This is a genomic window from Methanofervidicoccus sp. A16 (genome assembly GCF_003351865.1).
Classification (GTDB): Archaea; AGJL01; Methanococci; order Methanococcales; family Methanococcaceae; genus Methanofervidicoccus.
The window spans coordinates 805,039-818,961 of record NZ_CP022242.1 but is presented as its reverse complement, the minus strand read 5'-3'; the positions used below and the strand labels follow the sequence as shown (position 1 = coordinate 818,961).

Sequence of the window (13,923 nt, the reverse complement as noted above, 5' to 3'; positions counted from 1 at the left end):
TTATCCATCTCTCTTTACAAAAATTTTTAAGGGGGATTTCTTATGATGAGGTTCATCAAAAGTAAAAAAGGAGCAATAGGTATTGGTACTCTGATAATATTCATTGCTCTAGTACTAGTCGCGGCAGTTGCAGCGGCTGTAATAATAAATACAGCAGGACACTTGCAACAGAAGGCATCTCTTGTTGGTAGGGAAAGTACAAAACAGGTTGCAAGTGGAATTCAAGTTATTAGAGTTGTTGGATATGCAGAAAATGATAATATTAAAGGACTAGCGATAATTATAGGACCTAATATTGGAGATAGTATAGATCTTAACTCTACTATAGTAGTATTATCTAATAAAGATAAAAAAATGTCTTTAGTATATTCAGGAGAAATAATGCATACTGAAGAAAGTGGAATAGATAATATATTTAAAGGATTAGTTGAAGGAGGGCAGGAGAATACAAAAGATGGTTGGATATTAAAGAACGAGTCTAAGTTCGGAGTAATTGTACTTCAGGATGAAGATAATTCTACAGGTAGTAAAGAACACCCAACTATCAACTACGGAGACAAAGTGGTCCTTACGGTAAACGTAGGACAAATAATAGGAGGAATCTCACCAAGAGAACGAATATCTGGAGAAGTTATTCCTGAATACGGTGCCTCAGGGATAATAGAGTTCATAACACCATCTACTTACACTAGAAAAGTTGTATATCTCCAATAAAATGGTGAAACTATGCCTAGTATAGCAGAAATAATTGAAGAGATAAAAAAAAAATAGCGTTTGGTAAAAAGAAGGAAGAGGAAAAAGAAGAATTAGGAGAGGAATTTATAATTGAAGAGGAAGTGGTAGAAACTGGAGGTGATGAATTAGCGGCTGCAAATGAAGAACTTCTAGCTAAAATCGAAGAATTAGAATCTAAATTTCCAAAAATAGAGATGATGATTACCAACCTTAGAAAAGAAAATGAGACTTTACGAGAGAGTATAGATAAGATCAATGAGAATTTTCAAGATATAATGGCACTTTACGAAGTTGTCTCTAATCAAATAAATCCATTTATCGGAATCTCAAAAATTACTGCTGCAAGTATGGAAAAATTGGAAAAATTAGAACATGAAACCAAAATCCTTCGAAAAAAAATTGATGAATTACAGAAGGATATAATAATCTTAGCGGAGATTTATTTAAAACAGCATGATATAGATATAAACGATATTATAGAAGATGTACTTGCTGAGGAGGAGATCTCCAGAGTAATGCCAGAGGAGGAGGATATTTATGATTAGCGGAACAGAAGTACTCTCATCCACATCCTCCTTAGAGGAAGAGTACTTAACTGATGACGAATTGGAAGAATATCTAGAAAATTTAAAAACTAAGATCCCATCATTTATTGTCGAACTTTTGAAAAACAATTTGAAAAATAGAAGATTGACTAAAAGTCAGTTAGATAGGATAGTTACCAGAATAACAGATTTGTACCTAGGTAAAAGGCCTGATGATAAAAAAACCCAGGAATTGATGGAAAAAATTAATGAATTAAGTAAAAAATTAGATGCATTAATGAAAGTTGCTGCAATCTCTTCCGCGACAAAAATCTCAGAGGACATAAAAAAAGAAATATCTAAGTTAGAAGAAGAGAAAGAAGAAATTAAAGAAGAAGAGATCAAAGAAGAGGAAGAGATTAAAAAGGATGAAGAAGTTAAAGAAGAAGTAGAAGTTAAAGAAGAGGATCTAGAAAGTGAGGAACTAGTATCTCAAGAGATAGAAGAAGAAAAAGAAAAAGAGAAACCTGTAGAAGAAGAAAGTGCTCTAGAACCTTTAGAAAAACAAATTTCTGAAGTAACTCCTATCTCTAAGAAGAAGGAGGGAGGTATTGACATGGCATCTGAAATACAGAAATTAAGTGATAGGAAGTATAGGCTAGAAGATATACCTGAAGATACGTTGTCTACAATGTTGGTTTTTAAGTGGTTAGAATTTCTAATAAGTAGAGTTGGTCTAAACAACTTAATCGACATCCTTGACTACTACTACAACTTAGGGTGGATATCAGAAAAAGTGGTAAATAGGTTGATAAAAATATCAAAGAATATGAAATATCTAAATGAGGAACTTAGAAAGCCCGTAGATAAAATGATTCCAGAGGACCATATTGTTTCTCTCCTTTATATAGAGAAGTTGGCAGGTAGGCCAATCCCTATAGATGAACTGGAGAATATTGAGAGAGAAGTTACTAGAATAAGAAAATGGGCTGAAGAGTTACAATTTATCTAAAAAATTTAAGGAGGGATCTGCTATGGATACTACATCACTATCATCCATATTACTTGAAACCCATAGACCAGCTAAATTGGAGAAGATACCTGACGATCCAATATCCATAATCTTTGCCTTCAAATGGATAGAGTACCTCTCAGAAAAGGTAGGGTATTCAAACATTCCAGATGTGTTGGAGTTCTACTACAACTTAGGGTGGCTCTCTGATAGAGCAGTATTGGATCTATTGAAACTTTTAAAGGGTATTAGAACTGGGATAGAGGAAGAGGAAGAATTGCCTCCAAGATTGACCATTACTGACCATCTAGTTTCCTTACTCTTCATAGAGAGATTAAATGGTAAAAAGATATCCAGTGATATATTGGACAGGATAGAGTGGGAAATAAGGAGAATTAGAAAGGGGGTTGAAGAGTACTATGGGATTTAGTTCTACTGTAGGTGTAATTATAATCCTATCAACCTTGCTAGTTTGCACTATTTATCTATACTCCTCATTGGACCTGAATTTGGGAAAGATATCTAAAGCCTACTCAGACCATATTGAACTAGAAAATAAAAAGTTACGGGAAAAGTTGGTTATAATTTCGGTAGCAAGTTCATCTGACAACATAAATATAACTATTAAGAACGACGGTCCCATAGTCCATGAGCCCTCAAAATGGACAGTACTATACAACGGAGTTCCAATAAACTTCAGTGTACACCCCAATGTAAAATACGTCTTTCCCTTGAACAGTGTAAATATTAGCATAAACGCCACTACACCGGCAAGATTGTGTATAGTATCAGAGTACGGTAATAAGTACTACTGCGATATTCCCTAATTTCTTTAATATTTTAATGTTTATTATGTTTACATTATTAGTAAAAATTTATACTTTAATTAATTTATTATTTTTATTATTTGCCTGCAGGATATCATTTAAGGTGATTTAATGGCATCTAATATATTTTCAGAGATGATCCTATTTGTCAGTGTTTTAATAATCGCCGCCGCTGTCTCAGGAATCTTAGCTACTACCACCCATGAAATATCCCTTGGAATTGATAATAAAGGGGACATCCTATCTTCAAGGTTATCCCAAGATTTTGAAATAATCAACGATCCAGAGAATATTCCCAGAGACACTTCAACAGGTACTATACTCATATACATAAAAAATACTGGAAAATCGCCAATAACTTTCACTAAGGACGTACTTACTGTAATGATAGATGGAGATGTTGTTCCTATAGTATCTACAAAGGTTATTAACGATGAATCATTGGAAGTGCTTTATCCCTCAATGGTAGGTAGTATAAATGTTAGTTATAATAACACAGGATATCATGTAGTAAAGGTGATCACTGAAGGTGGTATAATAAGGTCATTGAAGGTGTATATTCAATAAGGTGATTTTATGAAACTTGCAAAAATTGAACTTAGTAGAGACGATATCCACAAAAGGTTGGGAGGGGGTATTCCTTATGGTAGTATAATACTTATTGAGGGGGAAGAATCTACAGGAAAATCTGTAATAGCCCAGAGGCTGACCTACGGTTTTTTACAGAATGCCCATTCAGTTACCTATATATCAACTCAACTTACTACCTTAGAATTTGTAAAACAGATGATGTCGTTAAATTACAATATAAACAAGAAGTTGTTAAGTGGTATTTTACTCTATATACCTGTATATCCTCTAATAGCTGATAATCTTCATAGGGAAGATTTTTTAAGGAAAATTATGGAAACACGTGAATTTTACGAAAAAGACGTGATTATATACGATAGTTTATCATCCCTAATAATAAACGATGCTAGTGAAGTAAAGGTAAACGACCTAGTCGCTTTTTTTAAAAGAATAGCAGCAATGGATAAAATTATAATTTACACAGTAAATCCAAAAGAGTTACCTGAGTCTATTTTAACTATGCTTAGAACAGCTGCGACAATGGTATTGAAGACAGAAACCTATACTTTTGGTGGAAATATAAAGAATATTTTAAAAGTAGAAAAGTACAACTTGGCAAGGGGCCCATATCAAAAAACTATGGTATTCAGAGTTGAACCTAAGTTAGGTATCGCAGTTGAGATATCCTCGGTAGCATAATTTACATTGGTGGTAGAATGGCAGATGAATTTAAAAATAGTATGAAAAGAAACCCTCATTTACGTAAGTACGTTGAAAATTTCAAAAAAACTTATTTGAAAATACCTGAATTTATGATATCTCTCTCTAGGGAATTAAAAGAGATAAAATACCCCAATATTATATACCCTATTGGCGATCCTATTTTTATCCATATATTTGGTTCTCCCGAGGTAAAAACTAAATATATTGTCATAGAGCCCAGGTTGGAAACCCACGAAGAGAAGTTACTGTATAAAAAAATCATGGATAAACTGTTGGAATATGCTCCTTATGAAGATTCTCCAGAAGATGACGAGGAATTTGAAAGAGTATTAACTAACCTATTTAATAAGGTTACAAAAGTAGTGGAGAATAAAAAAAAGAAAAATATACTATCTAGATTATTCAGTACTGGAAAAATAGAACTTACAAAATTTGAGAGAGACAAATTCCTATACTTATTAAAAAGAGACTTAATAGGGTTGGGAGAACTTGAACCTATTAAGAGAGATCCTTATATAGAGGATATACATGTAATAGGCGCCCATGCCTGTCATATAGTCCATAAGATATTTGACATGCTTCCCACCAATATCACATGGGATAGCGATAGGGAACTTGCCGACTATCTAAAAAACCTATGTGAAAGGATGGGGAGGCCTGTATCAGATGCAAATCCTATTGTCGACGGATCCCTCCCAGATGGTTCAAGAATAAACATAATTTACTCTACAGATGTGTCCCTAAAGGGTCCATCATTTACTATTAGGAAATTTACAGAGGTTCCAATCAGTATTACCCAGATCATCAGTTGGGGAACAATGTCTGCACAAACTGCAGCCTATCTATGGCTCTGTTTGGAGTATGGGATGAGTATATTTATCTGTGGAGAGACTGCCTCTGGTAAAACTACAACGTTAAACGCTATACTACCTTTCATTAAACCAAGATCTAAGATATTCTCATGTGAGGATACTGCAGAGGTAAAGGCCCCCCATCCTGTATGGCAGCAGTTACTAACTAGAGAGAGAGGGCCTGAAGAGAGTAGAGTTACACTCTTCGATCTTTTAAGGGCGGCATTGAGGTCTAGACCTAACTATATTATCGTTGGAGAGATAAGGAGTGTAGAGGGGGCTGTAGCATTCCAGGCTATGCAGACTGGGCACCCTGTCCTTTCCACCTTCCACGCTGCAAATATTAAGAAGATGATCCAAAGGTTGAATGGAGAACCTATCAACATTCCACTAACCTTTATGGATAACCTAAATGTAGCCCTATTCCAACTTGCAGTATATACTAGAGGTAAACTGTTGAGAAGAGTTGTTGGTGTTGAAGAGATTGAAGGATACTACAAAGAGGTAGATGGTGTAATTACCAGAAGGGTTTTCGAATGGGATCCACACGATGATAAACATGTCTTTACTGGAATTAACAACAGTTATATCCTTGAAGATAAGATTGCAAAAGTTGCAGGTTACGAAGACCCTAGAGAGATATATAACGAGTTGGAATTGAGAAAACGAATACTTGAAGAGATGATTGCAAGAAAGATCTTTGGATACTACGAAGTTTTAGATATTATTTGGAACTTCTACGAAAGAGGATTGGAAGGATTACCATTCCCAATTTAAGGTGAGACTATGTTTTTTGATATCCTGTATAAAGTAGGGCTTACTCCAAAAAAATACCTGCTAAGGTATGTCCTCCCTGCACTTATAGTTTCAATAGTCCTTACTGTAATAGGCTTAACATACTTTACAGGATATGTAAGAGTGTTAGTATTACTTATCCCACTGTTAATATTGGTCAGTGCCATAGGATACCCTCTCATAGAGTTAGACTCTCAAAAAAACAAGATAAATGAAAAATTACACATATTCATTACAAAGTTTGGAGTACTTTCAATTACAGATCTCGATAGAAAAGAACTACTTAAAATGTTAGCATCTGAAAAGGAGGAACTTGGACAGTTGGCGGAGGAGTCTAGAAAAATTTACGTACTGGTAAAAAGATGGAATCAATCCCTTGCCGAGGCTTGTAGATTTTTAGCCCAGAAAACTCCCAGTAGTGAATTTGCAGATTTCTTAGATAGGATGGCCTACTCTCTAGATAGTGGTGAGGATCTTAAAGATTTCTTAATGAAGGAACAGAGCATAGTAATGAACGATTACGCCGCATTCTACAGAAGGGCACTTTACACCTTAGATATGTTTAAAGAGATATACATCAGTGCTATCACATCCCTGGCATTCTTCGTAACCTTTGCAGTGATCGCTCCTTTTATAGTCCATTACAATTTTGTAACTGCAGTAACCTTGGCTATTTTTGGATTTATAGTATTTGAAATATGTTTAGTCTATATTATAAAAAATAAGATGCCCTCAGATAGGTTGTGGCACACTGCAGACATACTCACTGCAGTAGATAAAAAACTTAGAAAGTATCTAATAATATCTATAATTTTAACTCTAATAGCTATGGGTGTATTATTGGGAGGTAAATATATAGCAAAGATACCTGAACTTCAGAATATCCCCTATCAAATACTAGTTGCATTGGGATTTACCCCTCTCTTTATTGCTGGATATGTTGCTAAAAAAGAGGAAAATTTAGTTATAAGAAAAGAATTCCACTTTCCAGGATTTCTAAGATCTTTGGGAGAATCTGTTAGTGCAAAAGGAGGAGGAATGACAGATTCTTTGAAATATCTCTCCTCTCATGATTTTGGTCCCCTTACTAAGGATTTAGAGAGACTATATAAAAGAGTAGCTGTAAGGATAGATAACCAGAAAGCCTGGAAACTCTTCGGTGTAGAGACCTGTAGTTATCTTATACAGTTATTTTCAGAGATGTTTGAGAGGTGTGTTTTTCTAGGAGGAGATGCTGGAAAAGCTGCAGAAATTATTGGCGATAACTTTCGTAAGATAATTAATTTAAGAAAATCTAAATATCAAAGTGTTGAACAGTTTACCGCTATAGTTTATGGACTTGCAGGAGGACTGGCCTTGGCACTCTTTGCCTCCTATGGTGTAGCATACATGGTAAATAAACTTTATAACTCCCTTGAAATTCCTGAGGCTATGATATCTATTATAAATATTATGACACCAGGAGATCTTTCCATTATCTCCTATCTCATGTACGGATGTTTATTAGTTTATTCCTTAGTTTCAGCGTACTTGATCAAAGTAACAGATGGGGGACATCCTCAAGTTCTACTCTATCACTTTGTTATAATGGTATGGATATCTTCCTTGGTGTCTATCGGTGCAGAATTGTTGATAAATAAGATACTTGGAGTAAATATACCTATTTACTAAAATAATAGTGGGTAATCGATATTTCTTTATTATTTTATTATTTTTTAAGATTTTTAATTAAAAAATTACAAAAAATAATCATTATGCTAATTTTCATCAAAGATAAATAAAACCCTAGTTCCCATCAAAAGGATAGTTTAAAAAATAATAAGAATTATAAAAAAATAATTATGATAAAAAAGAAAATTTAAAAATAAATAATAAAATAAAAATGTTTAAAAAATAAAAAAACTTCTAACTTCTATCATTATCAAATATAAAATTTAAAAAGGAGATTGGAGGAGAATGATCCTTTGAAGATTTTCTAATATAGGAATTCAGAATAAGATCATAAGATCTTCTATCTTAACTAAGGGTTCCGGAAAGATCTTAGGATATTTAATGATTTTTATATTGGTTATTTTCATTATGATTTTTATTATAACAATTTATTATCTTTTTATTATTCTTTTAATCACACTTGGTGGGAACTAAGGTATAAATAAAAAACTAATGTAAACAGGATAATGTTAATTAAAAATTTCAAAATATACTTAAAAAATAAAAATTACATATTTTCAAGATTTATTTTCAGTTAAGAAGTCTTAGATGGAAAGGAATTATTCTATCAATATTAAAAATCTTATGGGATAAAAATAATAAATAAAATAATGTTAATAATAAAAAACAGATTAATATTTTTTAAACCACCTTTAAACATTAAAAAAGTAATAAATTCCTTTAAATAAGGTTGGTATTGTGGATATTAGGTAATTATGATATTATGTAAGTAATATCTTAAGATATTACTATTTTTTCTTAAATTTTATAATTTTTATATATTTAATAAATTTTTATAATTACTATTTTTAAATCCAGAATATACTTTAGATAATAGTAATTTGGTGAAACCTATGGATATCTTTCAAGAGATATACAAAGATGTAGATGAAAATACCATAATAGAAGAGGAGAAAAAATATATAATGAGCACCTATGGAAGACTCCCTGTAGTACTTATAAGAGGTAACGGTGTCTATGTAGAAGATGTTAAAGGTAGAAGATATGTAGACTTTATCTCAGGGATCGGTGTAAACAATATAGGTCACTGCAACCCAAAGTTGGTAGAAAATGTAAAAAAACAACTTGAAACCCTCATCCACGTATCTAACCTATACTACACCATTCCCCAAGTGAAGTTGGCAAAAAAACTTGCATATCTTTCAGGGCTGGATAAAGTCTTCTTCTCAAACAGTGGTGCAGAGGCAAATGAGTGTGCAATAAAACTTGCAAGAAGATACGGTAAAAAGATGGGAATAGGAGAGGGAGAGATAATAACTATGGAGAGAGGATTCCATGGAAGGACCTTAGCAACTATAACTGCAACTCCAAAGGTAGAGTATCAGAAAGGTTTTGAACCTCTTCCAGAGGGATTTAAGTACGTGCCCTTTAACAACTTGGATAAACTGATGGAGAGTATATCTAATAAAACTACAGGGATAATGATAGAGCCTGTTCAGGGAGAGGGTGGAATACATGTTGCAGATAAGGAATACCTAAAGGGTGTCAGAGATATATGTGATGATAAGGGTATTCTTCTCATATTCGACGAAGTACAGTGTGGTATAGGGAGAACAGGAAAGATGTTTGCCTATCAACACTACGATGTTAAACCTGATATACTAACGTTGGCAAAGGCCCTTGGTGGCGGAATTCCTATAGGAGCTACCTTGGCTAAAGAGGAGGTTGCTGAAACTTTCACACCTGGAAGTCATGGATCTACCTTCGGTGGCAACCCATTAGCCTGTGTAAGTGCCTATGTTACCTTAAGTATTGTGGAGGATCTTCTAACACATGTAGAGGAGATGGGAGAGTACTTCATAAAAAAGTTGAGGGATCTACAGAGTAAGTACTCATTTATAAAAGAGGTTAGAGGTATGGGTCTTATGTTAGGTATGGAGTTGTCCTTCGAAGGTAGAGATATTGTTAAAAAGATCCTTGAAAAAGGTTATCTAATAAACTGTACAGCGGAAAGAGTGTTAAGGTTCCTCCCACCTCTTATTATAGAGAGGGAGCATATAGATGCCCTTGTAGATGCCTTGGATGAGGTATTCTCCGAGATAGAGAGATAAATATTACTCCTTTTCTTTCCACTTAACGAATAGGTAGTACTTCTGTGGTTCTTTTAACTCCTCCTCAATCCTCTTCGCTATGGCATTTAGTAGGTTCCTATGGATTCTCTTCTCTATATCCTCAAAACTTTCAAAGGGTTTCTTCTCCCTCTCCTCCAGTATCTTCCACATAAGTGTTTTACCGACTCCAGGTAAAAGTTGGAGTGTATGTAACCTTGTTGTTATAGGTTGACATGTGTTGATAAAATTTACAAACCTCTTCTCGTTACGTTTAACTGCCTCCATTATAACGTACAGTAATTCAGTTTTTGCAGTAGGTGTTAGATCTTCATAGTTTAGAGTTCTTGAGATATATTCCACCTTATCCCTCTTACCTCTACCAATATATACCCTCTCAGCCAGATCTACAGTTTGATCCTTTTTTATAATCATCTCCATGAGTACAAACTGTTTTTCACCAAATCCCTGGGCTATAGGTTTTCTCTGATGTAGGGGAATATTCTCCTCTGGATACCCATAGGGTAAAAAATCCAATACATAAGCGTAATTCTCAAAGACTCTCTTCTTACCTCTATATTTTTTCATACAATACACCCTCTGAAATTTAAAGATAAAAATAGAAAAAAAGATCAATTAAGAAATTTAATAGATATCAGAAAAATAATTATTCGATATATTTACGGACTGTGTTTAGTATTTCCTCAGTATTCTCTGGAAGATCGGACTTGTAGAATATTACCTTTAAATCCTCCTCGTCCTTTGGAAGTAGATCCACTATTTTAACACTAGTTCTTTCATCCAATCCTAAACTTCTTAGTTCATTCAATAACTTTTCAGCCTCTTCAGCACTTAACTTTGCAAATTTTTCTAAGTAATTAAGTGCACAACTTAATTCGTAGGGCATTTCCTCGTAATTTCTCCTACTGTTAATAAATATCTCCTTCGACTGGGATATGGTAACGTATCTCTCAGAGATCAACTTCTTCCCTATCATAGTAATCCAAATTTATTTTTTTAATTTACCCTCTATACTCTCTTAGATGTTGAGGTCTAACTATAATATCTTTGTATTTTCCTCCATCTCTAACTCTAACAATAAACGCCCTTCCTCTCTGTCCAACTACAGTACCAGTCCTTCCATGAAACTTTGGATGGGGCATACCCTTATGTACTGAAGGATCTATTACAATGTGAACAATATCTCCTACTTTGTACTCCTTTAACGCCCTTGTAATAGGATATATTCCCTTCTCTCTTGGGTGTTTCTTAAGTTTTTTTCTTGTTTTACTCCTAAAACCTTCACTCCTCTGTACCATACTCACTCCTCCTTATTTCTATATTGATAATGAAAATTATAATTTACCAATCAACTATAAAAAGATTATTATTGTATATTTTAGTTTTTGTTAAAATTAATTAAATAGTATTGAATAAAGAGGAAAATGAAACTCTATCTATATTGTGTGTGGAAGTTATTATTTTATTAATTTTAGGGTATTTTTAAATACTAAAAAATAAGGTAAGAGAATCTGTTATAATAAAAAATTATTTAGTAGATATAACCAAAAGAGAAGAGAAAAGGTTTCACGTTTTCCAATGTTTAGGGTAGAAAAGATATTTTATATCTCTTTCACTTTCAAAATTTGCACCTAAAATAATAATAAGAGGTTTTTTATTTTTTAAATATTTTTATTTTTATTCTATAGTTATGGATAAGAATTAATTAAGGATCTTAAAAAAATATAATAATTAAAATTAAATAAAAATTTAAAACCCTAGTTCCCATCAAAATGATAATTTAAAAAATAATAAGGATAATTATAAAAATAATAAAAATAAGAAAATAAGAAAAAACTTTTAAAATAAAAACTTCTATTATCCTAGATACAAAATTTTAAAAATAATATTGAAGGAGAATGATCCTCTGTAAACCTTCTAGTATAGTGAATACCAGAATAGGATTTTCTATCTTATCTAAGTGATCAGAAAGATCCTAGAATGTTTAATAGTTTTTATATAGTTCTATACTGATCATTTTAATCATGATTTTTATTATTATAACAATTATTATTATTTTTCATTTTTTCATTGTCCTTTAATCACTACTTGGTGGGAACTAAGGTTAATAAATTCTTATTTTTTTATTTAGATATGATATTTATGATATTTTTAAAATAGTGTTCTGTTTATAACTGTAATTTATGATAAAAATAAATAAAATCCCAATTCCCATCAAGATTGTGATTAAAAATATAATAATTATTATTATGATAAAAATTATAAAAGTTTTAAGAGGGATAATAAAAGGAATAAAATTCCGATAGAGGTAAAAAATAAAATATAACCTTTTTTGGACACTGAAGAACAAGTAGGGTTACTTTTTAATTTTTTAGTTTTATCCTTATTTCGTATTTTATTATTAATTTCTTATTTTATTATTATTTTATATTATCACTGGTGGGGACTAGGGTTATTTAAATTATTATAATAATAAAAAAAGAGTAATAAAATTAAATATTATAAAAAATAAAATGTTTTAAAAAGTGTTAATACCTAAAAAAGACAAAATATGGTAAAAAAATAAAAAAATATAATCTTTGTCTCTTAAATTATTCTGCATACTAGAAAAACTGGAGATTTTTATCAATCCATCCTTTAAGAAGAGTTTTTATTTCTTTTATTAATCTTTTTTCTATTTTTTTATTAATTATTTTTTAATTATTATTTTTTGTCTTGATAACAACTAGAATAACTACTACATATTAGCAATAAAGATAATGTTATTCATCATGAACCTTCAAAACATCTAACTCTTTACATACGCATTTTTTATTAAGAATCTCTGAAACTGAAGGAGTGGTTCTTCCCTCGTCTCCACTGATTAATTCTTTTATATACAACCCTCCATCACAGTATATCTTGAGTTTAAACCTCTTAGGATCCACCCTCTCCGCCCATACCTTGTATACCTTACGGATCCTCACTAGATCAGCCCTTCTATGGGATACACGTTGAGGAGTCCTCTGGTAGATGGTTAAATTCTCCAATTTTTTCTCTAACTCTGAAAGTTCCTCATCGGAAACTTCCTCCTCACATTCCACAAGTGCCAAGTATGTCTTTTTATGGGGCTTATTTTTAAATAGTATTACATCCTTCTTGCTACCGTACTCCAAGTTAAGTACTTCAACCATTCCACTTCTGTTTATCTTCTCTTTTATCTCCTCCAAGTTTACTTTCCTAATCTTAGGATTCCTTATCTCCAGGACAAAGGGCCTCCCATCTCCTAGCATTCTTACATCGATATCCTCCCTTCCAGCACCATGGAAAGCCTCACTTTTACCTTTTAGGGCCTCCATGAAGGGTTCTGCAATTATCTCCTCTACAGAGGTACTGTATTTCTTTCCAGTGTAGTTGCATTTTTCACATCCTTTTCCTTTACAGTAGCCACAGGGCCATCTAGTTTGAGGAATGCCCCTTACTAACTTTCTATACCTTCCTTTTATATATACAGGTGTAACTTGTAATCTTACCTTCTTCTTATACGGGTTTATGAGGATAACAATGTCGGGATTTTCTCTATCAACGGTTTTAGATGTTTTTTCTACTAGCAACTTTCCCATAGTTCTGTTGAACTCCTGTTTTATACTCTCCATATAGGGTGTTTTTATACTCTCCTCCAATTTTTTTACAGATTTAGGGAGTATAGTACCAACTAGGAATGTGTCGTACTGGTACTCCCTTAACAACTTTAAAGTTTTTTCCAGAATCTCTTCTAAGTTTTCCTCCTGGAATATACCTCTGCACCAGGGACATTTGCTACTGTCTACCACTTCTACATTTTCGATCTCCCTTATCTCTGTTAATCCACTTCTGTAAAGGTAAGATAGTTCTTCTTTTATTTTTTCTATTTCTTCCTCCACTTCTTCACATTTAGATTTTTCCTTTAGATTGTGCAATTTAGACTCCAATTCAATGGCCTTTGCCATCTTTATAGATCTTCCTCTCTCGTAATTTGAAGTATGGAGTAATTTGGCGTATAATCTCCCAAAACATCTATGACATAGTGGATAACTTTTAAGTATCTCTGTATCCATAGTGATCCCT

14 protein-coding genes are annotated in these 13,923 nt (G+C 32.7%); 10 read left to right on the top strand and 4 right to left on the bottom strand.

The annotated features are described in order from the left end of the window. The first annotated feature begins 42 nt into the window (after positions 1–42). From CFE53_RS03890 to CFE53_RS03845, 10 genes are all read left to right on the top strand, one after another. On the top strand, positions 43–714 hold the full coding sequence (locus CFE53_RS03890) for a flagellin (RefSeq protein WP_148120572.1): 672 nt from the start codon (positions 43–45) through the stop codon (positions 712–714). A 122-nt stretch (positions 715–836) separates the two neighbouring features. Further along, positions 837–1,280 (top strand): flagella accessory protein C, encoded by a 444-nt coding sequence (locus tag CFE53_RS03885; protein ID WP_253254737.1) that lies wholly within the window; start codon positions 837–839, stop codon positions 1,278–1,280. Continuing rightward, positions 1,273–2,271: a FlaD/FlaE family flagellar protein gene (locus CFE53_RS03880; RefSeq protein ID WP_148120571.1), complete on the top strand. Its 999-nt coding sequence runs from the start codon at positions 1,273–1,275 to the stop codon at positions 2,269–2,271. The genes CFE53_RS03885 and CFE53_RS03880 overlap by 8 nt, the downstream gene beginning before the upstream one ends. Positions 2,272–2,293: 22 nt before the next feature. Then, positions 2,294–2,701, top strand: a complete 408-nt coding sequence (locus tag CFE53_RS03875; protein WP_148120570.1) for a FlaD/FlaE family flagellar protein — start codon at positions 2,294–2,296, stop codon at positions 2,699–2,701. Beyond that, a complete protein-coding gene (locus tag CFE53_RS03870) occupies positions 2,691–3,098 on the top strand; it encodes a flagellar protein F (RefSeq protein ID WP_148120569.1) in 408 nt (135 codons plus the stop codon). Before CFE53_RS03875 ends, CFE53_RS03870 begins: the two co-directional genes overlap by 11 nt. Positions 3,099–3,209: 111 nt before the next feature. Continuing rightward, on the top strand, positions 3,210–3,665 hold the full coding sequence (locus CFE53_RS03865) for a flagellar protein G (protein ID WP_148120568.1): 456 nt from the start codon (positions 3,210–3,212) through the stop codon (positions 3,663–3,665). A 9-nt stretch (positions 3,666–3,674) separates the two neighbouring features. Then, positions 3,675–4,367 (top strand): ATPase domain-containing protein, encoded by a 693-nt coding sequence (locus tag CFE53_RS03860; protein ID WP_148120567.1) that lies wholly within the window; start codon positions 3,675–3,677, stop codon positions 4,365–4,367. A 17-nt stretch (positions 4,368–4,384) separates the two neighbouring features. After that, a complete protein-coding gene (locus CFE53_RS03855; protein ID WP_148120566.1) occupies positions 4,385–6,019 on the top strand; it encodes a type II/IV secretion system ATPase subunit in 1,635 nt (544 codons plus the stop codon). A gap of 9 nt (positions 6,020–6,028) precedes the next feature. Further along, positions 6,029–7,708 (top strand): archaellar assembly protein FlaJ, encoded by a 1,680-nt coding sequence (flaJ, locus tag CFE53_RS03850; RefSeq protein ID WP_148120565.1) that lies wholly within the window; start codon positions 6,029–6,031, stop codon positions 7,706–7,708. 893 nt (positions 7,709–8,601) lie between these two features. After that, positions 8,602–9,819: an aspartate aminotransferase family protein gene (locus tag CFE53_RS03845; protein WP_148120564.1), complete on the top strand. Its 1,218-nt coding sequence runs from the start codon at positions 8,602–8,604 to the stop codon at positions 9,817–9,819. A gap of 3 nt (positions 9,820–9,822) precedes the next feature. Here CFE53_RS03845 and CFE53_RS03840 read toward each other — a convergent pair whose 3' ends face one another. The 4 genes from CFE53_RS03840 to CFE53_RS03825 all read right to left on the bottom strand — a co-directional run bounded on the left by CFE53_RS03840 (position 9,823) and on the right by CFE53_RS03825 (position 13,913). Continuing rightward, entirely contained in the window at positions 9,823–10,404 is a 582-nt protein-coding gene (locus CFE53_RS03840; RefSeq protein ID WP_148120563.1) for a DUF655 domain-containing protein, read from the bottom strand. A gap of 79 nt (positions 10,405–10,483) precedes the next feature. Beyond that, entirely contained in the window at positions 10,484–10,813 is a 330-nt protein-coding gene (locus CFE53_RS03835) for an RNA polymerase Rpb4 family protein (RefSeq protein WP_148120562.1), read from the bottom strand. A 25-nt stretch (positions 10,814–10,838) separates the two neighbouring features. Next, positions 10,839–11,135, bottom strand: coding sequence for a 50S ribosomal protein L21e (locus tag CFE53_RS03830; RefSeq protein WP_148120561.1), 297 nt, complete (start codon positions 11,133–11,135; stop codon positions 10,839–10,841). Between the two features lie 1,464 nt (positions 11,136–12,599). Beyond that, positions 12,600–13,913, bottom strand: coding sequence for a tRNA pseudouridine(54/55) synthase Pus10 (locus tag CFE53_RS03825; RefSeq protein WP_148120560.1), 1,314 nt, complete (start codon positions 13,911–13,913; stop codon positions 12,600–12,602). Positions 13,914–13,923 lie beyond the last annotated feature (10 nt).

Bases quoted from the DNA above. Each gene is read 5' to 3' on its own strand.
- CFE53_RS03890 (WP_148120572.1), top strand. From the start codon at position 43: ATGATGAGGTTCATCAAAAGTAAAAAAGGAGCAATAGGTATTGGTACT.
- CFE53_RS03880 (WP_148120571.1), top strand. From the start codon at position 1,273: ATGATTAGCGGAACAGAAGTACTCTCATCCACATCCTCCTTAGAGGAA.
- CFE53_RS03875 (WP_148120570.1), top strand. From the start codon at position 2,294: ATGGATACTACATCACTATCATCCATATTACTTGAAACCCATAGACCA.
- CFE53_RS03870 (WP_148120569.1), top strand. From the start codon at position 2,691: ATGGGATTTAGTTCTACTGTAGGTGTAATTATAATCCTATCAACCTTG.
- CFE53_RS03865 (WP_148120568.1), top strand. From the start codon at position 3,210: ATGGCATCTAATATATTTTCAGAGATGATCCTATTTGTCAGTGTTTTA.
- CFE53_RS03860 (WP_148120567.1), top strand. From the start codon at position 3,675: ATGAAACTTGCAAAAATTGAACTTAGTAGAGACGATATCCACAAAAGG.
- CFE53_RS03855 (WP_148120566.1), top strand. From the start codon at position 4,385: ATGGCAGATGAATTTAAAAATAGTATGAAAAGAAACCCTCATTTACGT.
- flaJ (WP_148120565.1), top strand. From the start codon at position 6,029: ATGTTTTTTGATATCCTGTATAAAGTAGGGCTTACTCCAAAAAAATAC.
- CFE53_RS03845 (WP_148120564.1), top strand. From the start codon at position 8,602: ATGGATATCTTTCAAGAGATATACAAAGATGTAGATGAAAATACCATA.
- CFE53_RS03840 (WP_148120563.1), bottom strand. From the start codon at position 10,404: ATGAAAAAATATAGAGGTAAGAAGAGAGTCTTTGAGAATTACGCTTAT.
- CFE53_RS03835 (WP_148120562.1), bottom strand. From the start codon at position 10,813: ATGATAGGGAAGAAGTTGATCTCTGAGAGATACGTTACCATATCCCAG.
- CFE53_RS03830 (WP_148120561.1), bottom strand. From the start codon at position 11,135: ATGGTACAGAGGAGTGAAGGTTTTAGGAGTAAAACAAGAAAAAAACTT.
- CFE53_RS03825 (WP_148120560.1), bottom strand. From the start codon at position 13,913: ATGGATACAGAGATACTTAAAAGTTATCCACTATGTCATAGATGTTTT.